Raw genomic sequence first — 16,526 nt, 5'->3', positions numbered from 1 at the left:
ATTTCATGCTCCTTGACTTGATTTGTACAAATTTTGCAACCATTCTTGCAAAATTATATTGACTTTTGAGAGTTCTGCTTCTCTATCCAGAGAAATATCCAAATTTTCCTGAACCCAATCAACTACAGTATCCCGCAACTGCATTTGAGCTAAGCAGAGTTTTTCCTTCACCTGATGCTCAGCTAAATTTAATTGCTTTGCCGTTTGTTGTTCGTTGCGCCTCTGACAATAGGAATATATGACAACATCTTGACACTCCTCTGAAAGATTTATTAGTCCTGATTCCAGGACTGAATAAACAGTCAGTTTGTAAAACCTGTAAAGCCAGGATTTTACATATTTATCTTGCCATTGCGCGATTACCTGTAGTAGGTCAGATTCCAAACAACACTGTGCTTTACATATTCTTTGTTTAACTTCCGCTTCATTTATGCACAGCCGCGCAGAAATTTGCCTTTCAGTCAAATTTTCCCCATAGCGCAGTTGCAATATTTCTCGGTATTCAGGAATAAATTTTTTGAGCGCTTCCACTAAAGCTGCTTGAATCAAATCTGAGTGTCGAGGAGATGTATAATCTTTCACTAACCAACCCGATACATACGGCTTTACCCATTCAGTCGGCTGCGAAATTTCCCCTAACTTTTTGAGCAGGTGCATTTCGTAGTATTTACAAAGATGGCGACCGATATTAGTTTGATTGATTCCCAATCTCTTTCCTATTAAAGTTTGGGTTAAGCCAACACCATAGTAAAGTAACGGTATTTTTTGGTGAGAAGTTTGCAGCTTTCCTTGTTGAATTCCCTTTTCAACCAGTACTTTAATATTTGCCATCTCTTCCCGAAAAGCAGCGTCAGTTCGATTAACTGCATCGCCTGACTCAACCGCATCCCAAAAACTCTGCCATTCCGCGTCATTAGAAGGATCGGAATCTTCATTCTTTATTTCAGTTCCATACTCGTTGAGGACTTCAATAGAAACAGGATTGATTGAATTTGAGCAATAACGTTGTAAGGCTTTTATACAAAGTTCCATCCATTCTTTAATTTGTTCGCCAGTCACAGTACCCGGACTGGCAGATACTTCATGGGGTGCGGAAGGTAGCAATTTTTCAGCATTGTAGCACTTCGCAATCTCGTTGAAATCTTCTGCATCGGGTGCAGGGTATTTTTGTCCAACTAATCTGGCAGGGTTTTGAACTGTGTTAATTAAATAAACTTTTTTGAAATATTTCCGAGCGAATATAAACTTGGAAATTTGCGGTTCCCGCTGTCCGTCTTTTTTTAAGGCTTCCTTCAGTTCGTCTTCACTCTTTTTGTACAACAACCGCCAGGGGGAAAACCGACCAACAGCAGCTTCTGATTTAATAGTTTTGATCAGAACCTCATGAATATAGGTATCTAAATTAACTTTTCGTTCCAGATCGTATTTCTCTAAAACTTTCAAAAAATTCTCCTTATGGTAAATCATAAATCTAGCAATATCGAGATATTCTTCCCAAGGTCGATCGCTAGACTTTTGCCAAACATTTTTAGCTGCTTGATAGCAGCTTGCTTCAAAGTAAGCCGCCAAATGTTCCAAAGCCAGCATGGCAGAATGTGGCTCATTCAGCGCCACATTCATCCAAAATAATGCCATACCCCTACCTTTATCTTGCTGGCGACATAAGTTAGCAAACTCTGGCGCTTTTGCTGCATATAATTCCAAATTGCGTTTCAAATACAGCCGATCTTTCCATTCGATCGCCATCCGTCCATTGCGTTCAACGATACAGAGATACGTGCAGAATTTATCAATGTTATTTGGGCGTTCCGGCAGCCTGGGGATGCTATCTTTGTTAAAAAAGTTGGGCATTTTGGCTTCTTATTCCAAATATATACAGTTTTTTGAAGTGTGCCACTAAGCTTATTGGTGCTGCAAGAGGGAGATTATGCAGATCGATGAGATCGATCGAGTAGCGCATCGCCTGAAAGCTTAGCAGTAACAAGCTATCCAGGCGATCTCGATCGCAAATCGCCAAAAAAATTATCCCACGCGCATATTGCCTGAAACCTTATCCCAATAAACAAGCAGAAGCAAATCAAACCTTTCACCCGCATCCAGCGCTTTTAGCTATTAGTCCAGCATTATAGCTTGGGCTGAAAGTGCTGTGTCTGAAACTCTGACCAAATTACCTCTTGAATAACTATGACTACGATCGCCAAAAGACTGCCATTCAAATTAGCCATACTTTTGCTTGGCTCGGTTTCAACTTTATTGCTGATTATGGGCAAAGAATTGCCTCGCATTTCTTTCCCGCCAGGAGATACTTTCATGGCCGAAAAAGGAGATGCTAATGTTGACAAAGCGGTTGAAAAAGCTGCGCGATTAAAAGGCGCACCGTCTACCGAGAAAGTATTCAACGAAGTGAAGCGAGTAGATGCAACTGGAAATTGGGCTTTTGGTTCAATTTCTATTCCTCATGCTTCAGGAGAAGGCGCACCTTGGACAAGGTTGTGGTTAGCGCAAAAGACAAAAAGTGGGTGGATTGCTGCCATTGACTTTACACCAACTTTCAGTACCTGGATTAACCAGGCTCCAAAAGATATTGTAAGTGATGAGGAAAAGAGAGTTCTTGGGAGCAGTAATTTTCAGTATGGCGGTAAGCTAGTTGCCTTGGCGGGTGATAATAGCGCCAATTTATCTTTACCTTGGACACCTGGTCAGTCATGGAATTTTAACCAAGGACCACATCTTCGCAATTCGGCTAACCCGGGTAATAATGTACGGAGTGCTTTGGACTTTAGCGGAGGAGATCAAAAAGTTAAGGCAGCTACTGAAGGGCTTTTTTACAAGACTTGTTCCGGTTCGCAAGTTCAGGTTAGGCAGTCCAATGGTTGGCAGACAACTTACTACCACCTTCAGAATACGGCTCAGATCAAGGACGGAACATCTATTCAACGAGGAACATATCTAGGAGAAACTGGGACAACTACCGGTTGTGGCGGGTCTGCTACAGGAAGACACGTACACTTCAGTATCCAATTAAATGGCGTCGAACAAGGGTGGAATGGTCGCCAACTCGGAGGCTGGACCATATATGAAGATGGTTCTCAATACAAAGGTCGTGCTGAAAAGAACGGTAAAGTTGTCTATGCTAACCCCGTTGTTGGAAAGGCTTTACTTGATAATCCTGGAAGTACTAGCTGTAACACTTTTGCGCCAACTCCTTCTAGCAAACTTACTATCACTGTTGCGACCATCGATCTCTCTGTCACTGCTTCTAACCTTCCAGGCTGTTCTGTATACGTTCAAATGTGGCGTCCAGCCGTTGCTGGCAATCCTGAAAGGGAATGGAATTCTTCAAAACAGGCATCAGGAACTTCCATAACCTTTAACGATCTTGATGGCGCGGGAAACACCATCGCTGGCGTTTCTTACTACACTGTGGCTTCACTGACGCCTATCCCTTCTGGAGAAGCAAAAAAACAACGCACCTCCTGCTACAGCACAACTGGAGGCAAGTACCTCTGTGACAAGGTTAGTCGTTGATTAGCAATCCATTAGGGATAGAAGCGCAATTGAAATCTACAAAACTTCCATTGCTGTAACTACTTAGTGCTGTGAAGTTTACCTAAACTATACCCCTGCTTGCCATGTTTGCAAGTTCCCATGATTACTTCAATACTGGCAAGCTCTCCATTTTTACAGGAAGTGAGGCTACAAGTGAAACAGTACAAAACACGTAACGCCCTGTTAGATTTTCTGCCCGCTTTTTTATCGATCGCACTTTTACTGCTCGACACGCTAAGCGCAGGTGTTGCACGCGGAGATGGTGGGCCGGAAACTAATATCCCTTCTGCTCAGCGTAAACCAAGTAGAAGTGGGTGGGTAGGAACTATTACATATCCAGTAGTTCCAAATTCAGAAGTCGATCGGTTAACTTGCTATATGCAAACAGCAGATGGTCGCACGTTGAATCTTCATAAGCTCTGTACCGGAGAATTAATCAGACAATTACTGGAAACAGGTCAATGTGTAAGATGTAACCTGAGTGGTGCAAATCTAACTGACCTCGATTTAAGTAATTTGAATTTGAGCGGTGCCAACTTAAGTGGTGCCAACTTAAGTGGTGCCAACTTGAGCGGTACCAACTTGAGTGATGCCAATTTGAGTGGTGCTAACTTGAATGCTAGTAATTTAGAGCGTGCCAAATTTAGTAGGACAACAATGCCTGATGGAACAATAGCCGTTCCTGAAAGATAGAACAGCTAAGAACCATTTGCCAAAATTTAACTCAAAATCAGCTTCAATTTGAACGAAAATAGCTATGCGAACTTCCTTGAATTTGTCCTCACCTTGGCAACGGTTGAAAACTGGTGAAATCACTTCTGACAAAGCCTTAAAACTATTAGTAGACGAAGCGGGAATAGTTAACCTCGACTTACTAGATTTAGAACTTACCTCCCGATTTTTTCGACAAGTTGCAAATCGTCATAATTCACTACCCGTAATTCCCCTCTTACTCTGGCGCAACTGTTACTATTTAGGTAGCCCGATCGCACTTGCCGACGAAGACATCAACCAACTGTGCGATCGCACCCTCACCGACATCAAAATTATCCCCATTGCCGACAAAAGCTACCGCGCTTGGCACCTCACCCAAACCTTCGACGCCAACTCCATCAGCGCCTCTTCCCCCATCAACCCCATCACCGGTCAAGCAGAAACCGAAGACATCAGCGAAGTCACAGAACTCTATCTCTCCAAAGCCGATGACCAAATTAGCCGCATTAAAACCCTGATTTCCGGTGCCCTACGCTACCGCGCCAGCGATATTCACCTAGAACCGACTCCCGATGGCTTAAGAGTCCGCTATCGCATTGACGGCATTCTGCGAGACATCACCATTCTGCCACTGGATATCAGCCGCCGAGTCGTTGTCGCCCTCAAAATCATGTCCAACATGGACATCGCCGAAAGTCGTCGTCCCCAAGATGGCAGAATTGGCGAAAGTTATAAACTCGGTTCCGAAACCGAACTTGGGTTAGATATGCGGGTCAGTACACTTCCCTGCATTGGCGGCGAAAAAGCTGTAATTCGTTTACTTCCAAGACAAAATCCCTTTTCCAGCTTAGATGACTTAGGATTTTCTCCCCAAAAACTAGCTTTGTACAAAACTTGGTTGCACCAACCGCAAGGTATGGTGATTATCACAGGCCCCACAGGTTCCGGTAAAACCAGTACCTTATATAATAGTCTCCAATCTTTAGCAACAGAATACGTCAATGTAGTCACAGTGGAAGACCCAGTGGAGTACGTCCTCCCCCGCATTACCCAAACTCAAGTACACGAACAAGCTGGCATGACTTTAGCTGCGGGACTGCGATCGATTTTGCGACAAGACCCCGACATCATTATGTTAGGGGAAATCCGGGATAACGAAACGGCAGAAACGGCGATAAGGGCTGCACTCACAGGACACTTAGTCCTAACCACCCTCCATACTAACGATGCGGTCAGCGCGATTCCCCGCCTCAAGGATATTGGCCCAGACCCAGGTTTGATCGGCGATGCCCTCTTGGGAATTGTAGCGCAGCGCTTAGCCCGCAAGGTTTGTCCCCACTGTTCCGAACCTTACACGCCGACAGAGGCAGATTTGCGGATGCTGGGCTTAAAATGGGAGGAAGCAAACCCCCAAGCTTGGCGTCGCGGACGCGGTTGCCCGAACTGTTTCCATTCTGGCTATTTGGGACGGGAGGCAATTGTTGAATTACTGAATGTTGATAGTAAAGTACGGCAACTAATTTACGAGGGGACGATGACAGAGTTGCATCGCTACCTTAGTGAAAGCAATTTTGATTCTTTTCGGAAGGCTGCGATCGAAAAAGTCACTACTGGAGTGACAACTTTGACAGAAGTAATGAGAGTTTTACCTCACAGTGCTTTATCTCAAAAATTATAGAGCGCCAGTCCAACTTTGTAGGTTCGCTTGAGGTACGAAACCCAACTAAAGCTTTGTAGGTTCGCTTGAGGTATCAAACCCAACTAAAGCGTTGGGTTTCGCTTCACTCAACCCAACCTACAAAAAAATAGCTACAAAAAAATAGCAGAAATTAGAACTGTACATCTCTATACGTTAAGAACGATTTTGGATTGGCTGGGCAACGATCGCAACGTCATATGGTACACTTGTATTAGTTTTTCGCCAAACTTCTCTGCATAGATAGGAAAGCTATGCTGTATCTTGCTTTAAGCTGTTTGCAGGGGCGAACAATGCAGTCTGCGGCAGAAGACCTGCTGGAAATAGGTGCTAATAATCTTCAGTTGACACCCGGTAACGTTCCCACACCAGGGTTTAATAAATGGCTGCAAGAGCGCCGAGTTTCGATCCGAAAACATCATGGTTTTCATTGGGAAGCTCTTAGGCGTAAAGTTTGGAGCGAAACAGCCGATTGTTTGGTTGATGCAGATTCGGTTCACCCTCCACAAACAAATGCCGGAATTGCTGATGTTTGGAAACAGCAAGCAGAACAAGGTAACTATGCAGGCATTCTGCTGGAAACTCCAGACTTGTCAGCCGCATCCAAAGCCTATGAAGATTATCCTGTAGACCCAGTTAACCTACCAGGTTTTGAATATACTGGCGAAATTTATGACGTTTGGTTTTCTGTAGGTGAGCAAGTTCAATATGAAGAAGAATTTCTCTATTGGAATGACAACGGAATAGCTATCCCTGCATTTGCGGCTTTTTGCAAGGAAGGTTGCCACCAGGATATGGAAATGGCAGAACGATACACACCTTATGCAATTTTGCGCCGCAATGGAGACGAAGTTGATATAGAAATTGTTGGGCAAATGTATCGTCCCTGGCTTGATGGAATTAAGCCAGAAGAATGGGACGAATAGAATTATTCTAGAGCGCCAGTCCAGTAGAATAAATTGACGAAAAGAACAAAATATGTATCGTGTAGGGGCGTTCGCGTAGCGTGCCGTAGGTATTAGCATTTGGGCGACAATTCATATCATGTCCGGTTGCATCGGTTGCTAAAGAAATCGCTCTCTTATCTGTGTTCATCTGTGTTCATCTGTCTTCATCTGTGGTAAAAAATTAACCCCAGATACCCACAAATAACCTCTCGCATCAATCATATACTACCAATGCAACCGGACACGATATTACCGCTAACAGCTCCCTTTTAATGTAAAAAGTGACGAATGCCAGTAAATACCATCACGATTCCCAATTCATTCGCAGCATTAATAGAATCTGCATCTCGCAAACTGCCACCGGGTTGAACAATCGCCACAATTCCCGCTGCTGCTGCTGTCCTAACTGAATCATCAAATGGGAAGAAACCATCGCTGGCAAGAAAAGCACCTTGAGTTTTTTCTGCTGCTTGTTCTAAAGCAATTTTAACAGAACCGACGCGATTCATTTGACCGGCACCGACACCGAGAGTAGTGCGATCGCGTGTCACTACAATAGCATTAGATTTAACGTGTTTGCACACTTTCCAAGCAAACAGCAATTCTTCTAATTGTGCTGGCGTTGGTTGCTTTTCCGTGACTACCTGCCATTGACTGGGATTTTCGATTGCATCGTCGGCAGCTTGCACTAAGAAACCACCAGCAATTGACCTCACGGTTTCTTTTGGCCCAGCAATCAAATCGGGCAAAATTAAAACTCGGACTTTCGATTTCGCCGCCAAAATTTCTTTGGCTTCCGCTTCGCATTCCGGTGCGACAACGCATTCTAAAAATGTCTTTGTCAGCGCAGTTGCGGTAGCTGCATCGATCGGTTTATTCAGTGCAACAATACCGCCAAAAGCGGAAACCGGATCGGCATTGAAAGCTTTTTCATAAGCTTCGGCAATGCTATTTCCCATTGCCGTACCGCAGGGATTGGTATGTTTGATAATTGTGGCAGCAGGAGTATCGGGAAATTCAGCAATTATTCGCCGCGCTGCTTCTAAATCAACTAAGTTGTTGTAACTTAATTCTTTACCTTGAAGTTTAGTCGCATCTGCCCAACCTTGGGAAACGGTTCCTGTTTGATACCATGCAGCTGGTTGATGGGGGTTTTCGCCATATCGCAGAGATTGCAGCTGTTGTCCGGAAAGGGCGAATCTTTGCGGTAGAGAGGTTTCATCTAATTTCTCTACAGGGGATCGATCGCTCAAATAGGAAGCGATCGCCATATCGTAAGCGGCAGTGTGGGAAAATGCTGCTAAAGCACTTTGTTGTCGAAATTCTAAAGATGTGTCTCCGCCATGTTGACGCAATTCTTCCAAGTAGGCATGATATCGATCGGGATTGCACAACACAGTCAGGTGCGCGAAATTTTTTGCCGATGCCCGAATTAAAGCTGGCCCACCGATATCGATTTGCTCGATCGCCTCTGGCAATGTCACATCCGATTTAGCAATTGTTTGCTCAAATGGATAAAGATTGACTACTACCAGATCGATCGGACGAATTTGATTATTTTCCAAATCGGCGATATCTTCCGGTAAATTGCGACGCGCCAGAATACCACCATGAATTCGCGGATGCAGAGTTTTGACTCGACCGCCCAGGATTTCCGGGTGTCCGGTGTAATCGGAAACTTTCGTTACTGGTAAACCAGCATCTTTCAGAGATTGGGCAGTTCCGCCACTGCTGATTAAATCAAAACCAAATTCTTCTACGAGACTGCGTGCCAGGTCAATTAACCCAGTTTTATTAGATACACTCAGCAGTGCCAGACGTGCCATGACTTGTGAACTTCCCTATGCTTGCCTTATTAAGAATAAAGGCGATCGAGATCGCAGTCCAGATCTGGTTTGACCGGATTGTCGTCGCAGGCTAGAGGAATTGTGACTGCTTTGGGAACTAGGATGATAGTGAAAAGCTGTAGGAGAGAGTCCTTGTCTTTAGAAGTAATTACCTTGCCACCGAAAACAGGTCAACCGCCAAAGGGTGCGATCGTCGCTTTGCACGGTTGGGGTGCCAACGGCGAAGATCTGGCATCTTTAGCACCTTTTTTGAATTTACCCGATTACGAGTTCCTGTTTCCCGATGGGCCTTTTCCTCACCCGCACGTACCGGGTGGAAGAACGTGGTACGATTTTCAGAAAAATTACGGTTTAACAGAAAGTCGCCAACTGCTGAACGAGTGGCTTACCTCTTTTGAGAGACGTACTGGTATTCCCTTGGAACGTACTATTTTGAGTGGATTTTCCCAAGGTGGGGCGATGACTCTCGATGTGGGACTGAACTTGCCACTGGCAGGCTTGGTATGTTTGAGTGGCTATTTGCATCCCATGACTCAAGAAGCAACAAATCGTAATTTTCCGCCAGTTTTGATCTTACATGGCAGACAAGATTCGATCGTGCCTGTAACTGCTGCGGTGAAAGCACGCGATATTCTATCCAACTTGGGAGTAGCGGTGCAGTATCAAGAATTTGATATGGGGCATGAAGTTACACCGGCGGTTTTGAATTTAATGCGAAGTTTTGTAATGCAGGTGATGTCATCAACAAGCTCTAAAATCTCCTAAAATCGTCTCTATATATTACCGATTGTTAAGACGAATGAGAAAAGGAAAAAAAATTAACAATCGGATTGATGCGGAAATTGCAATTTAGCGTTTCGCACTAAATAAATACTGAGCCAAGACTGGTCTAAGATAGTAGCGGTGGCTGCATCTATAAACCAGTAGACTCCACGCTGAATGCAAATACTGCTCAAAGGAGGCGCTCAGGATGAAAACTTTAAGCATTTCTAAGCGGGATATATCAGCCTTGACGGCAGCAGATATAGCTGAATTGGCTGCGCGTCTGGAACGGGATGATTACGCTAATGCTTTTGAGGGTTTAGATGATTGGCATTTTCTGAGATCGATCGCCTTTCAGCGTCCAGATTTAGTTGAACCATATATCCACCTGCTTGACTTAGAAGCCTACGATGAAGCATAAGCATTTTAGATTTGAGATTTTAGATGAGAGTTGACGAGTCGGGAGCGCTTATGGCGGAAAATGACGGACAACTCATCGATCGAAAATCTCATATCCAAAATCTAAAATTGCAAAAAGTTCTCATTGGTATCGGTGGCGGTATTGCCGCTTATAAAGTTTGCGAAGTCGTTTCAGCGCTGGCAAAATCCGGGGTCGAAGTGCGAGTTATCTTGACGGATGCAGCTTGTGAATTTATCACCCCTTTGACCCTAGCCACGCTGTCTCGTCATCCAGCTTACACGGATAAAGATTTTTGGCAACCTACACACGGTCGTCCGCTACACATAGAATTGGGAGAATGGGCAGATGTGTTTGCGATCGCTCCCTTGACGGCCAATACTTTAGCAAAATTAGCTTATGGTTTTGCCGATAACCTACTGACGAATACGGTACTTGCTTCCACCTGTCCGATTTTATTAGCACCAGCGATGAATACGGATATGTGGGAACAGGTGGCGGTGCAGCGAAATTGGCAACAAGTTCTTACAGATAAAAGATATCACAGCGTTGGCCCGGATGCGGGAATTTTAGCGTGCGATCGTATTGGTTCCGGTCGCATGGCAGAACCTTCTCAAATTTTGCCACATATTCAATCTTTATTGCAGACTAACGGCAAACGAGATTTAGTCGGAAAACAAGTATTAATTAGTGCTGGTGGAACTAGAGAACATTTAGACCCCGTGCGTTTTATCGGCAATCCTTCCACTGGCAAAATGGGATTAGCTGTTGCACAAGCAGCATTGCATCGCGGTGCATCGGTAACTTTGGTACGCGCACCCGCTACCTGGTCAACGCCGATGGGTGTGCGCGATATCCCCGTCACCAGTGCAGCAGAAATGCGAGAGGCAATGTTGCAATGTTTTCCCAACGCCGATTTAATTATCATGTCAGCGGCAGTAGCAGATGTAAAACCTGCTAATTATGCAGCCGAGAAATTACCGAAAAAATTGCTGCCTACTTCCTTACCTTTGTCATCAGTAACGGATATTGTGGCAGAGTTGGGTAAATTGAAACAACCCCATCAACTTTTAATCGGATTCGCCGCTCAAACTGGCGATATCGTAACGCCAGCTTTAGAAAAATTGCACTCTAAAAAATTAGATGTTATTGTTGCCAATCCTATCGATAAATCTGATAGCGGTTTTGGCAGCGACAATAACCAAGCGATATTTATCAACGCACAAGGACGGCAGTTAGAAATTGCACGTTGTTCCAAGTTAGAAATGGCGCATCGGTTGTTTGATTTCGTGCAAACTGGAGGTTAGAAAATGACTCAGGAATTATTAGATTTGCGGAATAGCATTAAAGAAGGACGATACGAAGATGCTTTGCTACTTATCGATGAGTTAGAAGGGATGAGCAGACAAGCTATTTTGCGGAATATCCAATCATTTTTACTCAGATTGCTGATGCACTTGATTAAAAACCAAGTCGAACAGCGGTTAACAAAATCTTGGTCGGCTTCTATTCGAGATTCAATTCGTCAAATAAAAAAACTGAATCTTCAAGATAATAAAATTTCCTATTACGTCAAAACAGATGAATGGCAAACAATGCTTGAAGATGAATTTGAAGCAGCAATTCGCGATGCGAGTTTAGAAGTGAGGGATGGTGCTTACAGCGAGTCAGAACTACTAGAAATGGTGGATAGAGAGCAAATACTCGCAACTGCACAAATTTTCCTAGCTTTGACCTATGAATATTCAGTCAGAGAATTACCCGGAGTTGTTAATGAGTATTTAGCGCAATTACCGGGTGGCGAAGATTGGAAAGAGGGAAGGCAATAATTATGACACAGGAACTCACAGATTTAAGAAACTACATTTTGGAAAAACGTTACGAAGATGCTTTGATACTGATCGATGAGTTAGAAGGAATGAGCAGACAGGCTATTCTGCGGAATATACAATCCTTCCTAGATATGATGATGATGCACTTGATTAAAAATCAAATCGAACAGGGATTAACTAATTCTTGGATTGCTTCGATTTCTGATTCCATTGTACAAATTAAGCGCTTGAATCTCAAAGAAAATAAAACTTCTTACTATGTTAAAGCAGATGAATGGGAGTTAATGCTTGAAGAAGCGATCGCTTCTTCAATTCGTCCAGCGAGTGCGGAACTGCTCAACGGGAAATTAAAACCGTCTCAAGTTTCACAAATGCTAGATAACGCAAAGTTAATGGCGAAGGCTAAACAATTGCTTGCTTTAACTTACGAATATTCTGCAACTGATTTACCCGATATTATCGATGAATATTTAATTGAGTTGCCAGGTGGACAAGATTGGTTAGAAGATAGATAATTCCCTAAGCCGATCGCAAAGTCTGCAACTGATAGCCACGCTGTTGCAATTTATACATATGATCGAACAAATTCCAGCAATACTGTTCTGGCAATCCGCAAGTGACAGCACCGCGCAGCACGACGTTGAAATACCAGTCATTCGGTGGTAGTTCTTGCGATAACTTGTTGACTACTACGTAGGTGCGAACATTGTTATACAAGCGATCGGCACAGCTAACGTTTACCATTTCGTGACGATAGCCGTTCGTGGGGACTTCCTCCCGTTCGTCTAGGCGATCGCTCAGTCGCCAAGGTAACCTGTAGAGAACCCCTTCCACTGAAGAAGCGCGATCGGGCACAATATCCAATACCCCGCAGTTGCGAAGCTGCGAGTGCTTGTAAAAACCCAACCGATAACCTTTGAGCGTAGCAGGGCCGATCGCGTAGTCATGAGTATTTTCGCCCAGCGTCCGCTTCAGATCCACTGGACACATACAAGAACCGTATGCAAAATAGTAAAACATCGGCTCTGGTGTTTGTTGCTGCTGTTGTAGATTGCGAGATAGCGTCCGAAATTGCTGAAACTGGGCGACGGATATCATAGTTGACTGGGATTACCGAGTATATCTACATATAGTATCAAAACTCTTTCCAAAAAACAACATATTTCCCATGTATAAACCGTAGATTAAGAAAGTGAGGGACTAGGGGCTAGGGACTAGGGGCTAGGGAAGAGGAAGAGGGAGAGGGAGAGGGAACAGGGAAGAGGCAAAAAGGAAAATATTAATTCTTCTGCTCCCCCGCTCCCCCACTCCCCCTAGCCCCTAGTAATTTGGCTCCAAGCGCGGACAACTTGCTGCAAAGGTTGAGGTAAACGATCTTGAACAATATCAGCGTAGCGGGTAGTACCAGTCGAGCTAGTCACAGTAACCGTAATGTAATCGGCGGCACCTCTGGGTGCCGGGTAACTCAGACCGCTAAACCGCGTTAGCGATTGCCGTTGCAATAACTGCTTAAACCCCCGCAGTTGTTGGGGAGAAATTTGACGCACGCTGCGTTCCGAGTCATTGGCATCGCCAATGCGAACTCGCATCAATTGTCCGTCATTCATGAGGGTAGTTTGATAAGTGCGACCGGTAATTCCACCACTGGAAGTAGCCTGAAAGAGTATACCTCTATCTAAACGAGGCGGTAATTCGCTCGCAGGAATGGGAACAGGTCTGAGAGAGCCAGTAGCCGTTCTTTGGCTAACCACTTGCTCGACTGATTTTGGCAAATTAACAGAGACACGCCGATCTTCTAGGCGTAAGATTCTACCGTCGCTGTTGGTACGATAAGTCCAGGTTTTGCTACCGTCAGATACCACAACGCGCCAACCTTCTACCAATGCTTGAGTGCAAATTCGATCGGGTTCGGCCAAACCCAGGCAACCATCCGGCCAAGTTTGCCGACTAAACTGGGTAATTCTCAGCTTTCCGGGAGCAATTCCAGTTTTGCCAGAAAGATCTTGGCGAACAGCACGAGCTACCTGAGCGGGAAGGCGGTTAGCACGAGCATCAGAAGGACTTTGGCCGATCAGTTCGCTAGTAGTTTCAACAGTCTCGCTAGTAGATTGAGCAAGATTTTGAGGGTAAGCAACGGCAGTTTTTAAGATAGTGAAGCTGGAGCCTAAAGACAAGATTCCAGCTAACACTAAGGCTGACAAAATCCGCCGAGGCTTCGTGTTTGTTTGGGTTGGTGTGGAGCGATCGAACATAGGTTTTATGGGAACTTTCTACAGCGAAAAACGATCCGATATGGGATTTAGCCGCGTCACGCTATGGCGATCGTAGCGTTAGTGCAAGCGCAGGCACTATGCCTGCGGCGCGGTTGCAATACCAGGGTATACACAGAACCTAGACGTTCAAAAGCATTTGTTTAGTTCCGTAATTTCCCAGATTGTCTGTAGGTAATAGCTAAGGCACTGTACAAAAGTGCTGAGATTGAGGAATGCGCTATTAAAAACATATTTAGCGCCGAAGTAATTTTGCTAATTTTCTGCGATCGCAATCAGATTGTCAAAGAAAATAGTTCCTTTGGGTCAAATATGCTGACTTGTGTAAGGTATCATAAATATCTCGGTCATACCAATGTTTTAATTATCCTCAGTACACAAATTCGGATTAAAATCAAAAAACTTCCAGACCCTGACTTTACTTTATTTACAACTACAAGTCCAGAAATATGGTGAAAAGATCTGTCAAACGCCTTCTGACAGCCTGTACAGACAGGCTTTCCGGGTATATCCGGCACTTTATCTGTCACCTACAGCCTCACAAACGCAGATGGTTTACCATTCTGATTGCGGCCACCACAATCATTGTCGCGATCGCACCGCAACCCTCTTACTCGCAAACGAGATTTAGAGATATTCAAGGACATTGGGCGCAACCTTGCATTGAAAAACTCATCAGAGAAAATATTATCAATGGTTATGAAGATAGAACTTTCCGACCCAGTTTGGCAGTATCGCGGGCTGAATTTGCCACAATGTTGGATAAGGCATTCCCTAACCAACCAAAAGTCCGCGATGCCGTTCGCTTTGCCGATATTCCCTCCAACTACTGGGCAGGTCGCGCAATTACTAGAGCTTACCAAACAGGTTTTCTTTCTGGTTATCTCGGTGAAGTTTTCAACCCACTCAGAAAGATTACGCGAGAACAAATCTTGGTAGCTTTAGTAAGTGGCTTAAAGTATTCGCCCACCCAGACAGTAAATGAAACTTTAAACGCGCTTTTTACAGATGCGGATGCCATTAAAAATTATGCCCGCAATGCGATTGTCGCTGCCACTGAAAAACAGCTAGTTGTCAATTATCCTGATGTCAGCACACTCAACCCTAATGGGTTAGCAACGCGAGCAGAAGTAGCCGCTTCCTTGTGTCAAGCTCTCGGTAAATTTGGTTTAGTTCCAGAAGAGTATATTCCTGTAGTAGAAACGCTAACTCCACCAACAGCACCATCGACAACACCCGAAACAACTTCTCTGCTAAAAACAGCATTAAATACATCTACTGCCGAGATCAGAGGAGTTTGGCTGACAAATATAGATAGCGATGTGCTATTTTCTCGCGCTCGACTCACCAATGCTTTACAGCGCTTGCACGACCTAAATTTTAACACAGTTTATCCCACAGTTTGGAATGGAGGTTATACGCTTTATCCCAGCCGCGTAGCAAAAAGTGCGATCGGGCGATCGCTCGACCCAGAACCTGGGTTGCAAAGGCGAGATATGCTCAAAGAAGCTGTTGAAGAAGGACATAAAAAAGGCTTAACCGTTATTCCTTGGTTTGAATTTGGTTTCATGGCACCAGCTAATTCTGAATTAGCCAAACGTCACCCCGACTGGCTCACTCAGCGTCGCGATGGGAGCAAAATTTGGAAAGAAGGAGTAGAAGACCGCGTTTGGCTCAATCCTTTTCATCCGAAAGTGCAGCAATTCATCCTAGATTTAATTGTCGAAATTGTCAGCAACTACGATGTAGATGGAATTCAATTAGATGACCATTTCGGCTTGCCTGCTGAATTTGGATATGATGATTACACGGTTGCACTTTACAAAAAAGAACTGCCGGGGCTATCTCCTGACAACGATTTTAGAGAAACTTTTTGGGTACGCTGGCGAGCAGACAAAATTAACGATTTCATGGCGCGACTATCGAGTGCTGTGAAAGCTCGCAAACCAAAATGTATTGTTTCTATCTCTCCCAATCCCTTACATTTCTCTTTGCCAGCACATTTGCAAGACTGGTTTACCTGGGAAAGACAGAATCTAGTGCAAGAAATTATTGTGCAAGTTTATCGAGATGACCTCAAGCGTTTTACTACCGAATTGGAGCGTGCAGAAGTGCAGTTGGCTCAAAGTCATATCCCCGTAGCTGTGGGTATTATGGCCGGTCTGAAAGGTAACTCGACTTCTATGCAACAAATTCAAACTCAAGTTCGCGTATCTCGCGATCGCGGTTTGGCTGGAGTGTCGTTTTTCTTCTATGAAAGTCTCTGGAATTGGGCGAAAGAAACACCGACAGAGCGCGAAAATGGATTGAAAACTCTCTTCCCTATGCCTGTTTCAAGACCTGATGTAGCTGGCGGCTAGAGAAGAGTATGAGAGCGCGAGAGCGGGGGAATGGAAGAATTAATATTTTCTTTTTTCCCTTTCCTTACCGAAATTAATGGGTCTAAAGCCTCCCCCTTCCAGGGGGACTTTTCTTGATTCGTGCTAGAATA

The 16,526-nt window shown here is 44.4% G+C and carries 15 protein-coding genes; 10 read left to right on the top strand and 5 right to left on the bottom strand.

Annotated elements, in window-relative coordinates:
• Positions 1-3: 3 nt before the first annotated feature.
• Positions 4-1,851, bottom strand: coding sequence for a sigma factor-like helix-turn-helix DNA-binding protein (locus H6G03_RS22175; RefSeq protein WP_190468577.1), 1,848 nt, complete (start codon positions 1,849-1,851; stop codon positions 4-6).
• A gap of 333 nt (positions 1,852-2,184) precedes the next feature.
• On the opposite strand from H6G03_RS22175, the gene H6G03_RS22170 reads away from it, so the two are divergent.
• The 4 genes from H6G03_RS22170 (at position 2,185) to H6G03_RS22155 (ending at position 6,885) form a co-directional block, all read left to right on the top strand.
• Positions 2,185-3,528 (top strand): peptidoglycan DD-metalloendopeptidase family protein, encoded by a 1,344-nt coding sequence (locus H6G03_RS22170; protein WP_190468575.1) that lies wholly within the window; start codon positions 2,185-2,187, stop codon positions 3,526-3,528.
• 120 nt (positions 3,529-3,648) lie between these two features.
• Positions 3,649-4,242 (top strand): pentapeptide repeat-containing protein, encoded by a 594-nt coding sequence (locus tag H6G03_RS39560; protein WP_407650760.1) that lies wholly within the window; start codon positions 3,649-3,651, stop codon positions 4,240-4,242.
• Between the two features lie 64 nt (positions 4,243-4,306).
• Positions 4,307-5,941 (top strand): GspE/PulE family protein, encoded by a 1,635-nt coding sequence (locus H6G03_RS22160; RefSeq protein WP_190468572.1) that lies wholly within the window; start codon positions 4,307-4,309, stop codon positions 5,939-5,941.
• A 272-nt stretch (positions 5,942-6,213) separates the two neighbouring features.
• Positions 6,214-6,885: a hypothetical protein gene (locus tag H6G03_RS22155; RefSeq protein WP_190468569.1), complete on the top strand. Its 672-nt coding sequence runs from the start codon at positions 6,214-6,216 to the stop codon at positions 6,883-6,885.
• Between the two features lie 7 nt (positions 6,886-6,892).
• Here H6G03_RS22155 and H6G03_RS22150 read toward each other — a convergent pair whose 3' ends face one another.
• Together H6G03_RS22150 and purH are read right to left on the bottom strand one after the other, a co-directional pair.
• Entirely contained in the window at positions 6,893-7,054 is a 162-nt protein-coding gene (locus tag H6G03_RS22150) for a hypothetical protein (protein WP_190468567.1), read from the bottom strand.
• Positions 7,055-7,175: 121 nt separating this feature from the next.
• Positions 7,176-8,732, bottom strand: coding sequence for a bifunctional phosphoribosylaminoimidazolecarboxamide formyltransferase/IMP cyclohydrolase (purH, locus tag H6G03_RS22145; protein ID WP_190468564.1), 1,557 nt, complete (start codon positions 8,730-8,732; stop codon positions 7,176-7,178).
• Between the two features lie 153 nt (positions 8,733-8,885).
• Here purH and H6G03_RS22140 point away from each other — a divergent pair, with 153 nt between their 5' ends.
• The 5 genes from H6G03_RS22140 (at position 8,886) to H6G03_RS22120 (ending at position 12,280) form a co-directional block, all read left to right on the top strand.
• On the top strand, positions 8,886-9,518 hold the full coding sequence (locus H6G03_RS22140) for an alpha/beta hydrolase (RefSeq protein ID WP_199315417.1): 633 nt from the start codon (positions 8,886-8,888) through the stop codon (positions 9,516-9,518).
• Between the two features lie 205 nt (positions 9,519-9,723).
• On the top strand, positions 9,724-9,936 hold the full coding sequence (gene isiD, locus H6G03_RS22135) for a protein IsiD (protein WP_190468558.1): 213 nt from the start codon (positions 9,724-9,726) through the stop codon (positions 9,934-9,936).
• A gap of 50 nt (positions 9,937-9,986) precedes the next feature.
• Positions 9,987-11,240: a bifunctional phosphopantothenoylcysteine decarboxylase/phosphopantothenate--cysteine ligase CoaBC gene (coaBC, locus tag H6G03_RS22130; protein ID WP_190468630.1), complete on the top strand. Its 1,254-nt coding sequence runs from the start codon at positions 9,987-9,989 to the stop codon at positions 11,238-11,240.
• Between the two features lie 3 nt (positions 11,241-11,243).
• Positions 11,244-11,762: a DUF29 family protein gene (locus tag H6G03_RS22125; RefSeq protein ID WP_190468556.1), complete on the top strand. Its 519-nt coding sequence runs from the start codon at positions 11,244-11,246 to the stop codon at positions 11,760-11,762.
• 2 nt (positions 11,763-11,764) lie between these two features.
• Complete coding sequence (locus H6G03_RS22120; protein ID WP_190468553.1) at positions 11,765-12,280, top strand: DUF29 family protein; 516 nt, start codon at positions 11,765-11,767, stop codon at positions 12,278-12,280.
• 4 nt (positions 12,281-12,284) lie between these two features.
• On the opposite strand, the gene H6G03_RS22115 is transcribed toward H6G03_RS22120, so the two are convergent.
• Both H6G03_RS22115 and H6G03_RS22110 read right to left on the bottom strand, forming a co-directional pair.
• Positions 12,285-12,863 carry a gamma-glutamylcyclotransferase gene (locus H6G03_RS22115; RefSeq protein WP_190468550.1) on the bottom strand — a complete coding sequence of 193 codons (579 nt, stop codon included), beginning with the start codon at positions 12,861-12,863 and terminating at the stop codon, positions 12,285-12,287.
• 215 nt (positions 12,864-13,078) lie between these two features.
• Entirely contained in the window at positions 13,079-14,017 is a 939-nt protein-coding gene (locus H6G03_RS22110) for a hypothetical protein (RefSeq protein WP_190468547.1), read from the bottom strand.
• A 467-nt stretch (positions 14,018-14,484) separates the two neighbouring features.
• On the opposite strand from H6G03_RS22110, the gene H6G03_RS22105 reads away from it, so the two are divergent.
• The gene (locus H6G03_RS22105) at positions 14,485-16,395 is read left to right on the top strand and encodes a glycoside hydrolase family 10 protein (RefSeq protein WP_190468543.1); all 1,911 of its coding nucleotides are present in this window, start codon (positions 14,485-14,487) and stop codon (positions 16,393-16,395) included.
• Positions 16,396-16,526 lie beyond the last annotated feature (131 nt).

This window comes from Aerosakkonema funiforme FACHB-1375, assembly GCF_014696265.1.
Lineage (GTDB): Bacteria > Cyanobacteriota > Cyanobacteriia > Cyanobacteriales > Aerosakkonemataceae > Aerosakkonema > Aerosakkonema funiforme_A.
The sequence above is the reverse complement of the archived record's forward strand: the minus strand, read 5'-3'. Positions and strand labels throughout refer to the sequence as shown.

What these genes read in the sequence shown, in the direction of transcription:
- H6G03_RS22175 (WP_190468577.1), bottom strand. Translation starts at nt 1,851, where the DNA reads ATGCCCAACTTTTTTAACAAAGATAGCATCCCCAGGCTGCCGGAACGC.
- H6G03_RS22170 (WP_190468575.1), top strand. Translation starts at nt 2,185, where the DNA reads ATGACTACGATCGCCAAAAGACTGCCATTCAAATTAGCCATACTTTTG.
- H6G03_RS39560 (WP_407650760.1), top strand. Translation starts at nt 3,649, where the DNA reads ATGATTACTTCAATACTGGCAAGCTCTCCATTTTTACAGGAAGTGAGG.
- H6G03_RS22160 (WP_190468572.1), top strand. Translation starts at nt 4,307, where the DNA reads ATGCGAACTTCCTTGAATTTGTCCTCACCTTGGCAACGGTTGAAAACT.
- H6G03_RS22155 (WP_190468569.1), top strand. Translation starts at nt 6,214, where the DNA reads ATGCTGTATCTTGCTTTAAGCTGTTTGCAGGGGCGAACAATGCAGTCT.
- H6G03_RS22150 (WP_190468567.1), bottom strand. Translation starts at nt 7,054, where the DNA reads ATGAACACAGATAAGAGAGCGATTTCTTTAGCAACCGATGCAACCGGA.
- purH (WP_190468564.1), bottom strand. Translation starts at nt 8,732, where the DNA reads ATGGCACGTCTGGCACTGCTGAGTGTATCTAATAAAACTGGGTTAATT.
- isiD (WP_190468558.1), top strand. Translation starts at nt 9,724, where the DNA reads ATGAAAACTTTAAGCATTTCTAAGCGGGATATATCAGCCTTGACGGCA.
- coaBC (WP_190468630.1), top strand. Translation starts at nt 9,987, where the DNA reads ATGGCGGAAAATGACGGACAACTCATCGATCGAAAATCTCATATCCAA.
- H6G03_RS22125 (WP_190468556.1), top strand. Translation starts at nt 11,244, where the DNA reads ATGACTCAGGAATTATTAGATTTGCGGAATAGCATTAAAGAAGGACGA.
- H6G03_RS22120 (WP_190468553.1), top strand. Translation starts at nt 11,765, where the DNA reads ATGACACAGGAACTCACAGATTTAAGAAACTACATTTTGGAAAAACGT.
- H6G03_RS22115 (WP_190468550.1), bottom strand. Translation starts at nt 12,863, where the DNA reads ATGATATCCGTCGCCCAGTTTCAGCAATTTCGGACGCTATCTCGCAAT.
- H6G03_RS22110 (WP_190468547.1), bottom strand. Translation starts at nt 14,017, where the DNA reads ATGTTCGATCGCTCCACACCAACCCAAACAAACACGAAGCCTCGGCGG.
- H6G03_RS22105 (WP_190468543.1), top strand. Translation starts at nt 14,485, where the DNA reads ATGGTGAAAAGATCTGTCAAACGCCTTCTGACAGCCTGTACAGACAGG.